Here is a 16,612-nt window from a genome sequence, read left to right on the forward strand (position 1 = left end):
TCAGCGCAACGCCACCGCGAGCTTTTCGAGTTCGCGCACGTCGGCGTCCATGCCGTCGTCCTCGGGGATCGCGAGCGCGATCGGCCGCCGGAGCGTGACCGCCCCCGACCGGCGCGTCTCCAGCCCCGCCCGCAGCCGGTCGGACAACGGCAGCTCGGCGGGCGTCTCGGCGACGTACGGGCTGATCCGCACCAGCCCGTCCCTGCACTCGATCACGCGCCGGTAGTAGCGCCGGTGCACACCCCTCAGCGACAACGCGTCGCGCCTCGACGGCACGCGGTGCAGGGCGTCCTCGGGGAACGACTGGTGCAGCAGCGTCCAGAGTGGAGCGAGCCGGTGGTACGCGCGCAGGTGCCGCAGCCACAACCTCGTCGCCGCGAACCGCATCGCGGCGATCGGGTAGATCACGCCGACGACGCACAGGAGCACGCCCGGCAGCAGGAACCACACGGCGGTGGTCAGCAGCCAGCGGGGGAGCGGCTCGCCGAAGTAGCGCGAGACGTTGGAGGACACGAAGATCGCGTCGGCGGGCACCAGCAGCGCGAGGCCGGTCGAGGTGATCAGCAGGCCGCGGCGCAGGCGGGGCTCGGCGCCGCGGGCGTAGCGCCGCGCCCACACGAACATCGTCGCGAAGCCGTAGAGCAGGTAGCCGTTGCCCAGCGCGTAGAACACCGTGATCGCGAGGACGCCGGTCGGGCCGCCGCCCAGCGAGTTCGGCACGCGTGCCGCCGCGACCCGCAGGTCGTCCGGGATCGCGAGCACCGCCCACGTCATGGCGCTGACGCACAGCACGAGCGGCGCGAGCTGGAGCAGCGCCTGCCGGCGCGCACCGGCGTCGTCGAGGGCGGAGAAGATGAAGAAGCAGATCAGGCCGTACACGCCGACCTGCAGCATCGAGTGCTGGACCAGCTGGCAGACCATCGGGTCGAGCCCGAGGAACCAGCGTCCGGCGGCCGCCGAACGTCCGAACGGGTAGCCGATCGCCCAGCCCGCCACCAGGACGGTGACGCTGCGCAGGCGCGGGTCGGACGGCCTGCGCGCCAGCAGGTAGAGCACGACGGCCAACGCGGAGAAGGCGACGATGCCCTGCGTTTCCTTGAGGTACTCCACCTACAACCACCCCAGACGGTCCGCGAGCGACTTGGACATGCGGCGTGCCGGACCCTCCGACGCCCGCGGCGCCACCTTGTCCAGCACCGAGGCCCACTCCAGGATGATCGTCGCGACCGTCTCGGCCTCGCGCTCGTGGTCGGAGTCGTAGGAGGTCCGCCGCAACGCCCGCCGCACGGCGTCCGGTTCGAGGTCGGGGTAGAGGCCCGCGAGCAGGTCGTCGTCCTGCTCGTCGCTCGTGTGACCGGCCAGCAGGTGGCCGAGCTCGTGCAGGATGATGTGGTTCTGGTGCGCTCTCGACGTCTCCTGCTGGTACAGGATGTAGTCGGCCTTCGAGGTGGCGATCCACACCCCGTACGGGCCGGGCACCGGGATCGGGTGCGCGATCAGCCGGATCGGCTTTCCGCGCTGGTCACCTACGCGGCGGCAGAGCTCCTCGACGTCGAGCGGCGGCTGGATGTCCAGCTCGTTCAGCAGGCGGCGGCACCGCTTGCGCAAATCTCGTTCGGCCACGAGTCATCCTTCACCGCGCTCGGCCTGTTCCTGTCGGTAGACCACGTCGAGCAGCTCCATGACCAGGCGGCGGCGGTCCGGCGACAGTTCGCCCGCGCGCATCGCCATGAGCTGCGCGTCGCTGCCCGAAGCGATCTCGTTGAGCCTGCTCTGCTCGTCCTGCAACGACTTCAGCTGCTCGTCGACGCGGTCGGTGACCTCGTCGTCGAAGAAGTAGCTCACGGGCACACCGAAGAAGCCTGCCAGTGCCTGCAGATGCTTGAACGTCGGGTTGTCCTTCTTGGCCTTGCGCAGCTGCCAGATGTAGCTCTGCGAGATGGTCACGCCGGTCTCGGCGATGGCCGCCGCGACCTGCTCGTTGCTGTACTCCTGGCCGGACCGGGCGGTGTGCCGGGCGAAGAGGTGGTTGAGCTTGTCAGCCAGGGACCGTTCCCCCGCCATTGCCGCCTCCCCGTTGCGCGCAGTGAGCGTCTCCACTCATGGAAAGGGCTATCTGGGTGAGTGGATTTTCACCAGTTGAAAGCCCTCCAATGGCCAACATAGACTCCGGCCAGTGCCTGCCTCAACTTCGGAGGATCTGGGAGATGGCGCTTGCTGAACGACAGGGGTCGTTTCACCGGTCGGTGATCGACGTCGTCTACAAGACCATGGACCAGCTCGCACGGACCGACTCGCCTCACGAGGTCTTCGAACTGCGCGAGCAGCTTCGCGACGCCCTCCCGTGGTGGCGCGGGCTGCTGAGGATGCACGAGCCGAACGAGCGGCATCGGTGCAAGTCGTGCCGCGCCTGGTACGGGCGGCATCGCGCGTGGCCCTGCCCGGTGTGGCGGGACGCGATGCAGGCGTTGCACCAGCTCAACGACATGTACGGGTTCCTCGGGGCGGCGCACCCGGCCGACCCGGTGCCGGGGAAGCGGGTGGTCGTGAGCGGTCCCGGCCGCCTCGACGGCCAGGACCGCTCACGGTCCTCCTGAGCCTGGTCAGCCGATCTTGAAGCTCTGCGCCGCCGACCCGGTGCAGGTCGCCTGGACCAGCTGGACGCCGTCGGCGGAACTGGCCGGCGCCGACAGGCACTTGCCCGAGTGCCGGGCCGTGATCGTCGAGTAGCCGTCCGCGCCCGTGGTCACCCGCCACTGCTGGTTGGTGCCGCCACCGTAGGTCCAGAGGTGGATGCCGGCGTTGTCGGCGGTGGACACGTTGCTCACGTCCAGCACCTTGGCCGGGTCGTTGCGGTACTCGACGCGGGAGTGGCCGTCGGTGGTCGCCACCGCGCGGAAGTTCTGCGCCGTGGTGCCGTTGCAGGTGTACTGCTGGATGACGGTGCCGTTGTTCACGCCCGCGGCGGCGGCGTCGACGCACTTGCCGTTGCCGCGGTTGACGACCGTCTTCCACTCGCCCTGCGGCGGCGGGGTGCCGCCACCGCCCAGCCACAGCAGGCTGTCGACGAGGAAGTCGTTCTGGGTGGCGCTCGCGAACGTGGACGACAGCGGCCGGTTCGCCGCGTAGTCCATGGCGTTGTGGCCGAAGTTCGCGTAGATCATCTTGTAGTTCTTGTTGGTCCACATGATCGGGTAGTAACCGCTGCGCCACTGCTGGTTCGGGTCGGTGCCGAGCGGGAAGCTCGACGGGTCGACGCTCGCCAGCACCTGAATGCTCGGGTTCTGCCGCAGGTCGCGGTCCCAGCTGTACCACTCGCTGACCGCCGACGTGAACCTCTCGGGCAGGCGCAGGGTCGAGGGGTGGGTGCGGGTCTCGACCTTCAGCACCGCGGTGGTCGGGCCCCACGTGTTGCTGACGAAGTTGCCCTTGGCCAGGAACGTGTTGTGGTACCACGGCCACTCGGCGGCGTTCTGGGTGAACGCGCTGACGTGGAAGCCGAAGAACCCGCCGCCCGCCTCGACGTAGCGCTGGAAGCCCGTCCGCGCCGCGGCCCCGGTGGGCGCGTCGTCGAGGAAGATCACGACCTGCGCCTGGGCAGGGGTGAGGGTGTTCAGCCGGTTCCAGTCGCGGGTGGACTCGTAGGTGAAGCCGTTCTCCTGGCCCGCACGCGTGAGCCAGGGGTTCGCCTCGTTGACGAACGCGATGTGCGCCGCGTCCCAGGTGCCGTTGTAGAACGCGAGGACCTTGAACGGTGCCGCCTGTGCCGTGCTCGTGGCCGAGACGGAGACCGGGACGAGCGTGGCGGCGAGCAATGCCAGCAACGCCAACAGTTTTCTGGCCATTCGGGTACACACCTCCGGTAGCAGGGGTTGCGCGCCCGAAGATCATCGTAGGGAAGGTCTAGACCTGTTGGGGACCGGGACGTTCACAGAATTCTTCTGCGCCACAACAGGAACCCGCCCAGCACGGCCAGGCCGCCCAGCGCCGCCACCACCGCCGACATGCCGAACCTCGTCGCGCTGGAAGGAGGCTGTTCGGCACTCGACGCAACGGGAACGGGCCGCGGGACGCTCGACGCCGGCGTGGACGGCTTCGCCGACGGTGCCGCGGAACTGGTCCGGGCCGGCGGCGCCTGCACCGGGGGCGCCGCGACGGGTGCGGGCTGGGCCGCCGGCGTCACGGGCTTCACGGGTGCCGCGATCTCCACGTCCGTGCACGAGTAGTAGGTGTCGGGCGTGTCCGTGTTCTGCCAGACCGTGTAGATCAGGTGGCGTCCGGTGCGGTCCTTCGGCAGCTGCACCTTGAACTCGTACGAGCCGTTGACGAGCGGGGGAGAGGGCACGTTCAGGAACAGGTCGAGGTCCGCCCACCGCAGCGGCCGGCTCGGCGCGTAGCCGTCGCGCGTCACGTAGAACCGGAACGAGCCCTGGTGCGGGATCGTCGCCTTGTACGTGAAATCCGTGCTCTTCAGCTTCGTCGCCGGCCAGGCGGCGGACGGCAGGTCGAGCCCGCCGTACCTCGCGAGCCCCGCGCTGCACAGCTTGCCGTCCGGAACCTTCTGCGCGTCCTGGCCGCGCACGTCCGGGAGCCGGATGTTGTCCCACTCCGTGGACGGCAACCCCGCCGCGATGGCGCTGCGGCAGGGCGGGGATGATGCTGTGGGCTGACCTGGCGAACACAGGAAAGCCCTGCTCGCGGGGTCGGTGGGCGCGCCATGGGCGTGCGCCGGAACCACAGAGAGCATCATGAGCAGCGATAGCACGCCCAAAAGGCGAAACACAGGTACCTCCCCTGTCCTTCTAGGGGTACGCGTGCCAGACCCAAGTCGTTCACGGAAGATGTATTGACATGTCCTTCGCTGATGAGGTGTCCGCGGCCGCAGCCCGGCTCGGTGGTGTCGCACGCACGACGCCGCTGGAGGTCAACCAGCGGTTGTCCGAGAGGACCGGCGCGCGCGTGTGGTTCAAACGCGAGGACCTGCAGGTGGGCCGCTCGTACAAGCTGCGCGGCGCGTTCAACCTGCTGTGCCAGACCGAGTTCGCGTTCGGCGGCGCGGTCTGCGCGTCGGCCGGCAACCACGGCCAGGGCATGGCCTACGCCTGCCGCCGCCTGGGCATCGAGGGCCGCGTGCACGTCCCGCGGACCACCCCGCGCCAGAAGCGCGACCGCATCCACGCCCTCGGCCAGGGCATGGTCCAGCTGGTCGTGGACGGCGACACCTACGACGACGCGGCCGCGCTGGCCAAGGAGTACGCGCAGAACACGGGCGCGACCCTGGTGCCGGCCTTCGACGACCCCCGCACGGTCGCGGGCCAGGGCACCGTCGGCCTGGAGATCGTCCAGCAGCTCGGCGGCGCCCCCGACGTGGTCGTGGTGCCCATCGGTGGCGGCGGACTGCTCTCCGGCGTCGGCACGTGGTTCAAGGAGCGCTTCCCGCGCACCCGCATCATCGGCGTCGAGCCGGCCGGTGCCGCGAGCATGATCGCCGCCATCCAGGCGGGCGGCCCGGTGACGCTGCCCGAGGTCGACTCGTTCGTCGACGGCGCCGCGGTCCGCCGCGCCGGCGACGTGACGTTCCCGATGGTGCGCGACAGCGGCGCGGAGCTGCTCACCGTGTCCGAGGGCGCGGTCTGCACGGAGATGCTGGAGCTGTACCAGATCGACGGCATCATCGCGGAGCCCGCGGGCGCCCTGGCCTCGGCCGCGCTGCTGGAGGAGATCTCCGTCGCGCCGGACTCGACGGTCGTGTGCCTGCTCTCAGGCGGCAACAACGACGTGTCGCGCTACGCCGAGATCGTCGAGCGTTCGATGATCCACCGCGGCCTGAAGCACTGGTTCCTGGTCGAGTTCCCGCAGGAACCCGGCGCGCTGCGCCGGTTCCTCGACGACGTGCTCGGCAAGGACGACGACATCGTGCAGTTCGAGTACATGAAGCGCGACAACCGGGAGACCGGGGCCGCGCTGGTGTGCATCGAGCTGGGGCGCCGCGAGGACTACGACCTGCTGTGGGGGCGGATGAAGGAGTCCCCGCTCAAGATCCAGCACGTGGAGCCCGGCTCCACCGCGTACAGGTTCCTCATCTAGTGGCGCGACTCGGAACGTTGGCGAGGTAATCCACGCTCAGCAGGGCGCCTCGCGGCACCGCCCCCACGCCCCCATACATCCAGTATGAAGACGTGGGGGCGGCACCACGATGCACCCGTCTGACCGCGAATTCCCCCGGCAACCTTCCGAGCCACACCACTAGTCGGTGTTCACGCGGTGCAGCACGGCGCCGGTCGCGACGTCGATGATCTCGACCAGGTGAGCTGAGCGCTGCACCGCCACCCACGGCAGGTAGTCGTGCATCGACACGGGTCCGGCGAACTCGATGACCGTTCGCACGTTGTCCGCCGTGCGTGCCCGCACCGAATCACCCTCGCGGGTCAGCAGCGCGGGGACGTCCGCGAGCTTGGTCAGACCCACGACGTCCTCGCCGGCCGGTACCGGGATCACCATGTCGTCGAAGCCGGGGCCCCATGCGGTCCAGCCGGCTTCGCGGACCGCCGCCGACGAAAACCCAGGTCCACGCAGCACCGGGTTCTTGACGGGCCCGGGGTCCTGCTCGTGAGCTTTGGCGCACGACTGCTCGATCGAGATGGTTCCGCAGTGGTCGCGCACCCTCCACGCGTGCCCGCTTCGACGGAAGCGGAAGCCGCGACCCACGTGCTTCTCGGGCCGGTCCAGGTGCAACGGTGACAGGTCGTTCCCGGCCTCCTCGGCGACGTCGAAGTCGATCGGGACGCGCAGGTCGACGAGGTTGAAGTTCTGGTCGCCCTCGGCGTGCACCACCAGCTCGTCGCCGATCTGGACCACCGCGATCAGTGCCTCGAAGTACAGGTTCGACTCGTGGACCGCGGCGAGCACGGGACCGGGCATCCGATGCCGGGACGCGGGCAGTCCGCACCGCCAGAGCAGCAGTTCGTCCGGTGCTTCTCCACGCGCGATCATCGCCGCGGCCGAACTCGAGAAGATCGGGAAGCGCAGCGGAGTGCCGCGCACTCCAGATCCCAGCAGTCGTGCGCACTCCTGCTCGGCCGGTGGGCTGACCTCGATCAGCGTGTCGTGCAGCGAGACGCGGACACCGCGGCCTATGTCGGACAAGGTCACCGTGCGCTCAGGCGGCTGTGGCTCGTCGTCGACGAAGGTGAACGGCGTGGCCGGCCCGATTCGGGAGATCAACCACTCGTGGCCGACCCGGTTCCAGTAACAGCCGGCCAGCGGGAGGACCTGGAAGTGCTCCGCCTGTCGTTCCAGCGCCACGACCACGGCCAGCCGCACCACGTCCAGCCGCGCGGAGGTGTCCGGCAGGTCGTCGAGCAGCACGCAGGCCGAGCGGCCCACCGGGTGCACGTGTTCGGCGATGGCGTCCACCATCGCGTGGAACTCCGGCCCCAGGTCCACTCCGGACAGTGCGTGCAGCTTCATCGTCCCCCCAGACGCCGTGAGGAGCCGATCATTCCAGGAAAGGGGCGTGCCGGGCACCCCGGTCGCGGGATGCCCGGCACCTGGTGGGTACTACGGCTTGGGCGGACAGGTCTTCCACGCGAAGTGGTAGGTCGTCTCGATGGATCCGTCGGTCGAGTCCATCGCGATGAAGCTGGTGAGCTTCTTGTCGGACGTGCCCGCCATGACGCGCAGCTCCGTGTTGATGTTGAAGTTCCGCTTCTCACCGCACGGGTGGTAGACGATGGCGGCCACGTCGGTCGTGTCCGTCGCCTGCCAGTCGTCGCTGAACGGGCCCTTGTAGTTGTGCTGCTTGTACTCGGTCTGCGACATGCCCTGGAAGTAGTAGTTGGCCTTCTCCAGGGCCGTGGCGCCGCGTTCGAGGTGCGCGAAGCCGCGGTAGTCGGTCGACGCGATGCCGTAGGTGAAGCCGGACGGCACGTTGACGCGCAGGTTCAGCTGGCAGTTCTTGCGGAAGTCGGTGGGCAGGGCCTGGGGCCCGACCTGCGCCATGAACTCGCTGTAGGTGACGGTGAACGCCTTGTTGTCCGGGCTGACGGCCACGGCCGCGGTTCCCGCCCGGCAGCCAGAGCCGTTGATGGTCACGACGTCGATGGTGATGTGGTCCGGAGGCGGGGTGTCACCGGGGGCCCCGCCGGGCGGGACGATGATGGTCGACATCGCGAACACGGCCGCGGCCAGTGTGTTGAGCATGGGGCACCTTTCCGTCTGGGGTCCAAAGGAAATGAACGGGCGGCGGCAATCGGTGCCTGGATCAGCAGCGCTTCCAGGAGAACTGGTACTTCGTGCTCACGCTGCTGTCCGTGGAATCCATCGTCATGAAGCTGTTCGCCTTCGACGCGGTTCCCGCGTTCACGCGCAGTTCGGTGTTGATGTTCAGGTGCCGGACTTCTCCACACGGCGCGTAGACGATTTCCGAGACCGTCGCGCGGTCGGTGGCCTGCCAGTTGTCGCTCTTCGGGCCGGTGAACGTGTGGGTGCGGCTCGCACCCTGCGACATGCCCTGGAAGTAGTAGTTTCCTCTTTCCGTACCTGTGGCGCCCTGCTGCAGGTTGGCGAATCCGCGGTAGTCCGCCTGGGCGATGCCGAACGTGAAGCCCTGCGGGTAGCTCACTCTGATGTTGAGCTGGCAGTTCTTGCGGAAGTCCGTGGGGCCTGAGCCCTGTCCTGCCTGGGCGAGGTACTGGCTGTACGTCACCGTGAACGCCGTGCGGTCGTCCGCGGCCGCGACGGCCGCGGTGCCGGCGGGACAGCCGGAACCGTTCACGGTGACGACGTCGATCGTCACGAAATCGGGAACATCGGATGCTGCGTGGGCGGCCGGCGCGGTCAGGACCGCGGACAGCGCGAGGGCAGCAGCCGCCACCGTTTTCAGCATGGCCAGCCTTTCTAAACATGACTGCGGGTAGCGGCGGCGGAATTCAGACGATATCGGAAACTCTGCGTGGTGGCGGGCCGCCGAATGGGTGACTGAATTCGGCGGGAGCGCATTGTCAAATGCACGGCCAATTGCACGGACGAAATCTTCGGCCGTGCGCGAACCATGCTCACCCGCGGTGTGCCGAATTGACCTGACGATTGTCTGACGATCGCCGCGGGCTGCTCCGGACGAGTGAGGGGCGCCTCTCCCCGGCCCGGGAAGAAGCGCCCCTCGTCCAGCGTTGATACTGACGACTTCGTCCGAACCGATGAGGAGTGCGCCTGATGGCTCCCGACCAGCTGACCGTCTACTCGACCTCGTGGTGCGGCTACTGCCGGATCCTGAAGAGCTCACTCGATCGCGAGGGCATCGAGTACGTCGAGATCAACATCGAGGAGACGCCCGGCGCGGCCGACTTCGTGATGAGCGTGAACGGCGGCAACCGCACGGTGCCCACCGTCCACTTCCCGAACGGCACCGCGCTCACCAACCCGTCGCTGGCGCAGGTGAAGGAACAGCTGGCCGGCTAGGACATGGCCTGGGCCTCGTACAGGGACGCCGTGGTGGACTGACCGTCCAGCGTCTCGCGGAGGATGTCCGCGTGGCCCGCGTGCTGCGCGGTCTCCCGGATCAGGTGCAGCACGATCCGCCGGATCGACATGGGCTGCGGGTCCGTGTCCCAGGGCGCGGAAGGCAGCGGGACGAGCTTGTCGAGCGAGGTGGTGCGCACGGCCTCATCGGTCGCGCGCACCGCCTCGTCGTACGACGCGAGCAGTTCGCCGAAGTCCTCGCCCGTCCAGGTGTACTGGTCGAAGTCCAGCATTCCCGGTGGGGGCAGGGGCTGCTCGGTCAGGATGTGGGTCCAGCCGCGCTCACACCAGGTGAGGTGCTTGAGCAACCCACCCAGCGTGAGCTCGCTGACCGTGGTGCGCTTCACCGCTTCGGCGGCGGTGAGACCCCGCACGGTGACGCGGAAGGTCCTGCGCTGGTCGTTCAGTTCGTGCAGCAGATCGTCGAGTTCCATGGTCATGCAGTGAAGCTATGACCGAACTAGGACCGCTCGAGTCCTAGTGAGGCCAACCACTAGCAGTAGAGGTTCGCACCCGTCGGCACGCCGAGGATGCCGGTGAACCGCTGGTAGTTGGAGACGCGGCTCTGGACCTGCGCCGGGTTGCGGCCGTCGCACTCCAGCGAGCCGTTGATGCTGCGAATCGAGTAGCCGAACCCGGAGCCGTTGGTCATGGCCGCGTGCCCGGTCATCGGGCCGGGCCCGTTCTGGGTCATCCAGTACCAGATGCCCGTCTTCCACGCGATCTCGGCGCGCTGTGCCACCAGGTGCGGGTACAGCAGCAGGTTCTCGCCGATGTAGTCGCCGGCCGCCTTGTAGTTGAAGTTCCACGACAGCTGGATCGGACCGCGGCCGAAGTACTTGTCGGCACCGGCGGGGCAGCCGTAGGGCCTGGTCTCGTCGCAGTAGTCCCCGGTCTGGTTGATCTCCTCGACGTACCGGAGACCGCCCGTCTCGTGCGAGATGTTCGCTAGGAACGCCGCCGCTTCCTGCTTCGACACCGTGTCGCCACCGGTCTTCGCGAAGGCCGGGAACGCGCTCAGGGCCGCGACGAGTCCGCTGTAGGTGTAGAAGCTGTTGCGGGACGACGGCGGGAACATCTGGTCGAACTGGGCCTGGCTGACGACGAAGCTGCCGCCGCCACCCCCGCCGCCGCCTCCGTCGCAGCTGTGCGGTTCCCAGAACCAGGTGGAGATCGTCGGGTCGTAACCGGGGTTGTCGTGCTCGGCGATGTAGTAGGAACCGTTGTACCGCACGATGTTGCCCGTGTAGTACTGCCGGCCCGCTACCCAGTCCGTGGCGCTGGTGCAGGTGCCGCCGCCACCACCTCCACCGCCGTCACAGCTCGTCGGCTCCCAGTACCAGGTGGAGATGATCGGGTCGTAGCCCGGGTTCTCGTTCTTGGCGCGGTAGTACTGGCCGTTGGTGTACTTCACGATCGAACCGACGGGGTACCACGTGCCCGCTGTCCAGTTGGTGAACGAACAGGCCTGTGCGGACACTTCGGCCTGGGATGACGCGGTCGGTGCGATGACGGCCATGGTCGCCGCCATCGCCACCGCCGCGAGAGACGCCAGAATTCGTTTTCTCAGCAAGGTCACTCACTCCTGGAGTCTTTGCGCCCGGAGGATCAGGTGTGTGAACAACGCTGAGGTTGGCATCAATGGTCCAGACCAGTCAAGGGTCTAGACCTGTTTCGTCACCGGCAGTACGAGGTCCATCCCGCTGCGACATCGAACGGTGCGGGAGATTCGCGCACCCATGGCGTGGTACCGCTCTCACGGTCGCAGGCGGGAAGTCCGAGCACTAGGGTGGTCCATACCCTGCGGACAGGTGAACCGGTTCGTCAGGAGCCGGAGCCGTACGGGCGCGTGATGATCTCCAGCGCGTGGCCGTCCGGGTCGTTCCAGTAGACGCCGCGTCCGCCGTCGTTGCGGTTGATCTGCCGGGGCTGGGAGTGGAACGGGTCGGCCCAGTAGTCGAGCCCGCGCTCCTGGATGCGGCCGAAGATCTCGTCGAACTCCTCCTCGGTCACGAGGAAGGCGTAGTGCTGCCCGGTGATCGGGCCCTGCGCGGTCATGTAGTCGAGCGAGACGCCGTTCGCGACCTCCACGACGAGGAACGGGCCGTAGCGCACGGGCTCGGGCAGGCCGAGCAGTTCGGTGAGGAAGCGGGCGGAGTGGTTCTGGTCGCTGGCGTGGACGATGGTGTGGTTGAGCTGTACGGGCATGGGTCCCTGCTTACCCGCGTGTCAGCGAGTTGTCAGCGGAAAAATCGATGATCACCCTCATGAAGAGGGCAATCATCGGCATCGCGTTCGTGCTGCTCGGTTTCGTGTTCCCCGGTGTGGCCGGCGCGGAGACGCCGCCGGGATGCGCGAGCGCCGTGCAGATCGGCTCGACCGGGCACGTCAAGTGGCGTGGCGACACCATCGCGTCCGTGAAGCAGTTCGCCGGGTGCGGCGCGAACTACTCCTACGTCTACGTCTGGGAGAGCTTCCGCGCCACCGGCCGCCACTGGGGCACGCAGACCGCGATCGCCGTCTACAGCAGTTCCGGCGACAGCACGCCGGACTCCTACAAGGGCGGGAACAGCAGCCAGTTCGATCCCGTCGAGCTGTGGGGCAAGCCGGCCGCCACCCTGTCCAAGTGCACCGCCGCCTACGGCATGATCAGCGTCCAGCAGGACGACAACTTCACCGCGTTCTCCAGCAAGCGCTGCTAGTTCCAGGACAAAACGAGACAGGAATCGGCGCCACCACGGCTGACACGCGCATCGGCGACCTCCGACGGGTGTCGGGGCGGCGGTGATCGGACAATACTGCCTTCCATGCGGACACTGGTTGTAGCGGGGCTGTTACTGGGTCTAGCAGTCCCCGCGCACGCGGCACAGGTCGACGAGGACCCTTCGTCGTTGGTGAACCCCTTCGTGGGCACGCAGAACTTCGGCAACACCTTCCCCGGCGCCTCGGTGCCGTTCGGAATGGTGCAGGTCAGCCCTGACACGGGAGGTCAGGGCGGGTACGACTACAAGGCCACCTCCATCTACGGCTTCTCGCAGACGCACCTGTCGGGCGTGGGCTGCGGCGTCATGGGCGAGCTGCCGGTGATGCCGACTGTCGGGTCCGTTGACAACGTTGACATCAACGCCTACAAGTCGGACTTCAGCCATGCGGACGAAGCCGCCCAGCCCGGCTACTACCGCGTCGGCCTGCCGCGCTACGGCGTGAACGCCGAGCTCACGGCCACGCAGCGGACCGGCTGGCAGCGCTACACGTTCCCGTCCTCGGGCGCGGCGAACGTCCTGTTCAACACCGGGCGGTCGAACCAGACGGTGCTGGACTCGGAGATCCACGTCGTCGGTGACAGGACCATCGAGGGCCGGGTGCGCAACGGCCGGTTCTGCGCGGGCAAGGACGAGCACACCGTGTACTTCACGGCCACGTTCGACCGCCCGTTCGCCTCCTTCGGCGCGTGGCGCGGGAGCGTTCCCACGCCGGGTGTCCGGGACGCCGCCGGCACGGGTGGGAACGGCGCCTGGGTCACGTTCGACGCGACCGCCGACCGCGACGTGGTGCTGAAGCTCGGCCTGTCGTACACCGGCATCGAGGGCGCGCGGAAGAACCTCGCGGCGGAGGCTCCCTCCCACGACTTCGACGCGACGGTGGCGGCAGCCAAGGACGTGTGGAAGAAGCAGCTGGACGCCGTGCGGGTGTCCGGCGGTCCGCGCGACCGGCAGGTCGCGTTCTACACCGCGCTCTACCACTCGGTGCTGCACCCGAACCTCGCCGGTGACGTCGACGGCAGGTACATGGGCTTCGACGGGAAGGTGCGCACGGCGTCGGGTTACACGCCGTACCAGAACTTCTCGCTGTGGGACACGTACCGGCCGCAGAACCAGCTGCTGCAGATCCTGGAACCGAAGGTCGCCCGTGACGTCGCACTGTCCGTCGTGGCCAGTGGGCGCGACGGCGGGTGGCTGCCGCGCTGGGCCCTCGCGTCGTCCGAGACCAACATCATGACCGGCGACCCGGTGACGCCGTTCCTCGTCGAGGCCTGGTCGAAGGGCCTGCTGAAGGGGTACGAGGAGGAGACGTACAACCTGTTGCGCGCCAACGCCACGTCGCTGCCTCCCGCGGACTCGCCCTACAACGGACGCTCCGGTGTCACCTACTACTCCGAGCGCGGGTACATCCCGTCCGGCCTGGAGCTCGGCAAGGACTGCGCGCACAAGGGCGGCGACAACGACTGCGTGCACCCGGCGTCCGCGACCCTGGAGTACTCCGCGGCGGACGCGTCGCTGGCGCTGATGGCCAAGGGACTGGGCAAGAAGGCCGACGCGCGCATGTTCGCGGACCGGGGCCAGTGGTACCGCAACCTGTGGGACTCGTCGATCGGCCAGTTCCGGCCGCGCACCACCGCCGGCACGTGGCTGGCGCCGTACAACCCGGTCGACGCGTCGCACCAGTTCCACGAGGGCGGTGCCTACCAGTACCAGTGGCTCGTGCCGCAGGACCCCGCCGGGCTCGTGTCGCTGATGGGCGGCCGCCGCGAGACGGAGAAGCGGCTCGACTCGTTCTTCGCCTACGACAAGCTGCTGGTGGACCCCGCCGGCACCGCGCGGCACGACTGGATCACCGAGCCGTACGACTACTACGGCAAGCCGACCTACAACCCGAACAACGAACCGGACCTGCTCGCGCCCTACATGTACCTGTGGTCGGGCACGCCGTCGAAGACCGCGACGGTCGTGCGGGCGGCGATGACGTTGTTCACGACCGGTCCGGACGGCATGACCGGCAACGACGACCTGGGCACGATGTCTGCCTGGTACGTCTTCTCGTCGCTGGGTCTCTACCCGACGTTCAACGGCGCGGACTTCCTGGCGCTGTCGTCACCGCAGTTCGAGTCCGCGACCGTCCGGATCGGACAGCACGGCTCGCAGGGCGGGACCCTGAACGTCTCGGCACGAGGGGTGTCCGACACCAACCGGTACATCAAGAGCGTGTCGTTCGGCGGTCGTGACGTCCGCAAGACGTGGCTCTCCTGGACCTCGTTGCAGCGCGGCGGGAAGCTGACCCACGAGGTGGCGGCGAAGCCCTCGTCGTGGGGCACCGGCCGAGGGGACGAGCCGCCGTCGTTGAACGACGGCAACGCGGACTCGCGTCGTGCGTTGTCGGCGTCGCTGCGGAACTCCGAGATCGTGGTGCCGACGTCGGAGTCCGAGCAGTCGCTGACGCTGCAGCTCGACGTGCTGGCCCAGTCGCCCGGCGCGACGTCCGTGCGGCCCGTCGTCACGGCTCCGGCCGGCTGGAAGGTGAGCGGTGCCAAGCCGTTCGTCATCGTGTCGCGGCACCTGCCCACGCAGAAGACAGTGCCGTTGACGTTGTCCGTGCCCGCCGGTGTGGCCGCAGGCTCGTACGAGGTCTCGGTGCAGGTCGAGTCGGTGACGGTGAAGGCCGTCGTCGAGGTGAAACCGGCGGCGCTGTGCGCGTTCTCGTCGTGCTCGGTGGACGTGACGCCCGAGCTGAACCACGACGGCACCGCCACGGTCGCCGACTCCGCCTCGGGCAACTTCGACGGTGGCGGCTGGAGCTACGACGCCGCGCTGCTGCCGCCGGCCGGACCCGTGACGTGGGGCGGCATCACCTACCAGGCACCCGACCCCACCGGGACGGCGCCGAACTTCGTGGAGGCGCGCGGGCAGGGGCTCCTGCTGCCCACCGGCCAGTTCTCGTGGCTGCACGTCGTGGGCGCGTCGCACAACGGACCGGTGTCCGCCGCCTTCACCGTCTGGTACACCGACGGCACCTCGGCCGAGGTCGCGGCGTCGGTGGCGGACTGGGCGGGCGGCGGCCCGGCGGTGCTGGAGATGCCGCACCGGATCAAGGCGGGCCAGGGCGTCGACGGGCCGCCGGTCCGGTTGTTCGGCCAGTCGCTGCGGCTCGACGCCGCGAAGACCGTCCGTTCGGTCACGCTGCCCGACGATCCGCGGGTGGAGCTGTACGCGCTGACGCTGGCCTGATCCGAGCCGGTCGGGGTGTCCCGCGGACGAACCGTTCCGCGGGCACCTCGACCAGCCGGTACAGCAGCCACGAGGCGACCATTGACACCGCGAGCATCCCGAGCGCCGAGAGCAGTGGATGCGCGTGGACGTCGAGGAGCTTCTCGCTCACCCGGATGACGATCTGGTGGACCATGTAGAACGCGAACGACACGGTCCCCAGCCACACCATCCACTTCGAGCGCCACGGCGACCACGCGCCGGTGAGGTCGGCGACCGCCGCGGCCGGGATCAGCAGCGCCAGCGGGATGACCGTGCCCGCGACGTACGGGAACGACGCCGGCAGGTACCACGAGCCGACGTACGCGACGACGAACAACGCCGTCGCGGGCCAGAGCCCGAGTCCGATCCACTTGCCCTGCTGGACCACCCGCGCCATCGCCATTCCCAGCACGAACTCGAGTGCACGCACCGGCGGGAAGACGAAGACGAACCAGTATTCGATTGCGCCTGGCATTGACAGTGCAATCGCGGGAACTGTCAAAATCGCGATCACCATCGCCGAGGCGACCAGCCACGGGCGGCGCATCCGCCACTTGATCAACAATGGGAACGCGAGGTAGAACGCCATTTCGCACGACAATGACCAGGCAGGCGTGTTGAGGCCGAAGTAGACGCTTTCCGCGGGGAACCACGCCTGCGCCAGCGACAGGTTCGCGAGGGCGGCGGCCGGCGTGACCGCGGCACCGGCGACCAGCACGACCAGCCAGGTCACGACGTGGTTGGGGAAGATCTTCGCCGCCCGGCGCCGCCAGACCGTGCTCGCGGGCGTGCCCTGCCTGGCGGACCACGTGAGCACGAATCCGGAGAGGATGAAGAAGAAGCTCACGCCGGTCGCGCCCTGCCGGAAGGGCACGTCGAGGTACGGCCAGAGCCCGGCGGCGTTGATGTGGAATCCGAACACGATGAACGCGGCGATGAATCGCATGCCGGTCAGCGAAGGTAATCGCCCCGGCTTCACTTCCGTCCCGTGGTTCTGCACGACGGTGGGTTCGCGCGGTTTCGGGCCATTGTTACACCATTGCGCCGAATGGAAGAGTCTTTTCGTGACA

General features: G+C 68.3%; 17 protein-coding genes. 5 read left to right on the forward strand and 12 right to left on the reverse strand.

Annotated features, from left to right (window positions below; all coding sequences use genetic code 11):
* Genes ORI60_RS03940 through ORI60_RS03950 form a run of 3 tightly spaced genes read right to left on the reverse strand, consistent with a single transcriptional unit; the run spans position 1 to position 2,064 of the window.
* Entirely contained in the window at positions 1-1,110 is a 1,110-nt protein-coding gene (locus tag ORI60_RS03940) for an MAB_1171c family putative transporter (RefSeq protein WP_266034286.1), read from the reverse strand.
* Positions 1,111-1,623 carry an ImmA/IrrE family metallo-endopeptidase gene (locus ORI60_RS03945; protein WP_266034288.1) on the reverse strand — a complete coding sequence of 171 codons (513 nt, stop codon included), beginning with the start codon at positions 1,621-1,623 and terminating at the stop codon, positions 1,111-1,113.
* A 3-nt stretch (positions 1,624-1,626) separates the two neighbouring features.
* Positions 1,627-2,064, reverse strand: coding sequence for a helix-turn-helix domain-containing protein (locus ORI60_RS03950; protein ID WP_258950518.1), 438 nt, complete (start codon positions 2,062-2,064; stop codon positions 1,627-1,629).
* Positions 2,065-2,246: 182 nt separating this feature from the next.
* Here ORI60_RS03950 and ORI60_RS03955 point away from each other — a divergent pair, with 182 nt between their 5' ends.
* Positions 2,247-2,597, forward strand: a complete 351-nt coding sequence (locus tag ORI60_RS03955) for a hypothetical protein (RefSeq protein ID WP_266034296.1) — start codon at positions 2,247-2,249, stop codon at positions 2,595-2,597.
* Positions 2,598-2,603: 6 nt separating this feature from the next.
* Here ORI60_RS03955 and ORI60_RS03960 read toward each other — a convergent pair whose 3' ends face one another.
* Positions 2,604-3,845 carry a ThuA domain-containing protein gene (locus tag ORI60_RS03960; RefSeq protein WP_266034299.1) on the reverse strand — a complete coding sequence of 414 codons (1,242 nt, stop codon included), beginning with the start codon at positions 3,843-3,845 and terminating at the stop codon, positions 2,604-2,606.
* 83 nt (positions 3,846-3,928) lie between these two features.
* Complete coding sequence (locus tag ORI60_RS03965; RefSeq protein WP_323055873.1) at positions 3,929-4,750, reverse strand: lytic polysaccharide monooxygenase; 822 nt, start codon at positions 4,748-4,750, stop codon at positions 3,929-3,931.
* Between the two features lie 101 nt (positions 4,751-4,851).
* On the opposite strand from ORI60_RS03965, the gene ilvA reads away from it, so the two are divergent.
* On the forward strand, positions 4,852-6,087 hold the full coding sequence (ilvA, locus tag ORI60_RS03970; RefSeq protein WP_266034302.1) for a threonine ammonia-lyase IlvA: 1,236 nt from the start codon (positions 4,852-4,854) through the stop codon (positions 6,085-6,087).
* 159 nt (positions 6,088-6,246) lie between these two features.
* Here the strand turns inward: ilvA and ORI60_RS03975 are convergent, their stop codons facing one another.
* The 3 genes from ORI60_RS03975 to ORI60_RS03985 all read right to left on the reverse strand — a co-directional run bounded on the left by ORI60_RS03975 (position 6,247) and on the right by ORI60_RS03985 (position 8,887).
* Positions 6,247-7,470 (reverse strand): hypothetical protein, encoded by a 1,224-nt coding sequence (locus tag ORI60_RS03975; RefSeq protein WP_266034304.1) that lies wholly within the window; start codon positions 7,468-7,470, stop codon positions 6,247-6,249.
* Positions 7,471-7,560: 90 nt separating this feature from the next.
* Positions 7,561-8,202, reverse strand: coding sequence for a DUF4360 domain-containing protein (locus ORI60_RS03980; protein WP_266034307.1), 642 nt, complete (start codon positions 8,200-8,202; stop codon positions 7,561-7,563).
* A 61-nt stretch (positions 8,203-8,263) separates the two neighbouring features.
* Positions 8,264-8,887 carry a DUF4360 domain-containing protein gene (locus ORI60_RS03985; protein ID WP_266034310.1) on the reverse strand — a complete coding sequence of 208 codons (624 nt, stop codon included), beginning with the start codon at positions 8,885-8,887 and terminating at the stop codon, positions 8,264-8,266.
* A 326-nt stretch (positions 8,888-9,213) separates the two neighbouring features.
* Between ORI60_RS03985 and ORI60_RS03990 the strand changes: the two genes are divergently transcribed.
* Entirely contained in the window at positions 9,214-9,459 is a 246-nt protein-coding gene (locus tag ORI60_RS03990; protein WP_266034313.1) for a mycoredoxin, read from the forward strand.
* Here ORI60_RS03990 and ORI60_RS03995 read toward each other — a convergent pair.
* The 3 genes from ORI60_RS03995 to ORI60_RS04005 form a co-directional block, all read right to left on the reverse strand.
* Positions 9,456-9,959, reverse strand: coding sequence for a DinB family protein (locus tag ORI60_RS03995; protein ID WP_266034316.1), 504 nt, complete (start codon positions 9,957-9,959; stop codon positions 9,456-9,458). The genes ORI60_RS03990 and ORI60_RS03995 overlap by 4 nt on opposite strands.
* A 53-nt stretch (positions 9,960-10,012) precedes the next feature.
* A complete protein-coding gene (locus ORI60_RS04000) occupies positions 10,013-11,092 on the reverse strand; it encodes a glycoside hydrolase family 19 protein (RefSeq protein ID WP_266035429.1) in 1,080 nt (359 codons plus the stop codon).
* A 251-nt stretch (positions 11,093-11,343) separates the two neighbouring features.
* The gene (locus ORI60_RS04005) at positions 11,344-11,727 is read right to left on the reverse strand and encodes a VOC family protein (protein WP_266034318.1); all 384 of its coding nucleotides are present in this window, start codon (positions 11,725-11,727) and stop codon (positions 11,344-11,346) included.
* Positions 11,728-11,786: 59 nt separating this feature from the next.
* Here ORI60_RS04005 and ORI60_RS04010 point away from each other — a divergent pair, with 59 nt between their 5' ends.
* Both ORI60_RS04010 and ORI60_RS04015 read left to right on the forward strand, forming a co-directional pair.
* Complete coding sequence (locus ORI60_RS04010) at positions 11,787-12,221, forward strand: hypothetical protein (RefSeq protein WP_266034320.1); 435 nt, start codon at positions 11,787-11,789, stop codon at positions 12,219-12,221.
* Positions 12,222-12,317: 96 nt separating this feature from the next.
* Positions 12,318-15,521, forward strand: a complete 3,204-nt coding sequence (locus ORI60_RS04015) for a GH92 family glycosyl hydrolase (protein WP_266035431.1) — start codon at positions 12,318-12,320, stop codon at positions 15,519-15,521.
* Here ORI60_RS04015 and ORI60_RS04020 read toward each other — a convergent pair.
* Positions 15,469-16,488, reverse strand: coding sequence for an acyltransferase (locus tag ORI60_RS04020; RefSeq protein ID WP_323055874.1), 1,020 nt, complete (start codon positions 16,486-16,488; stop codon positions 15,469-15,471). The two genes, ORI60_RS04015 and ORI60_RS04020, sit on opposite strands and share 53 nt — an antisense overlap.
* Positions 16,489-16,612: the final 124 nt, after the last annotated feature.

It is taken from the genome of Lentzea sp. NEAU-D7 (genome assembly GCF_026242055.1).
Classification (GTDB): Bacteria; Actinomycetota; Actinomycetes; order Mycobacteriales; family Pseudonocardiaceae; genus Lentzea.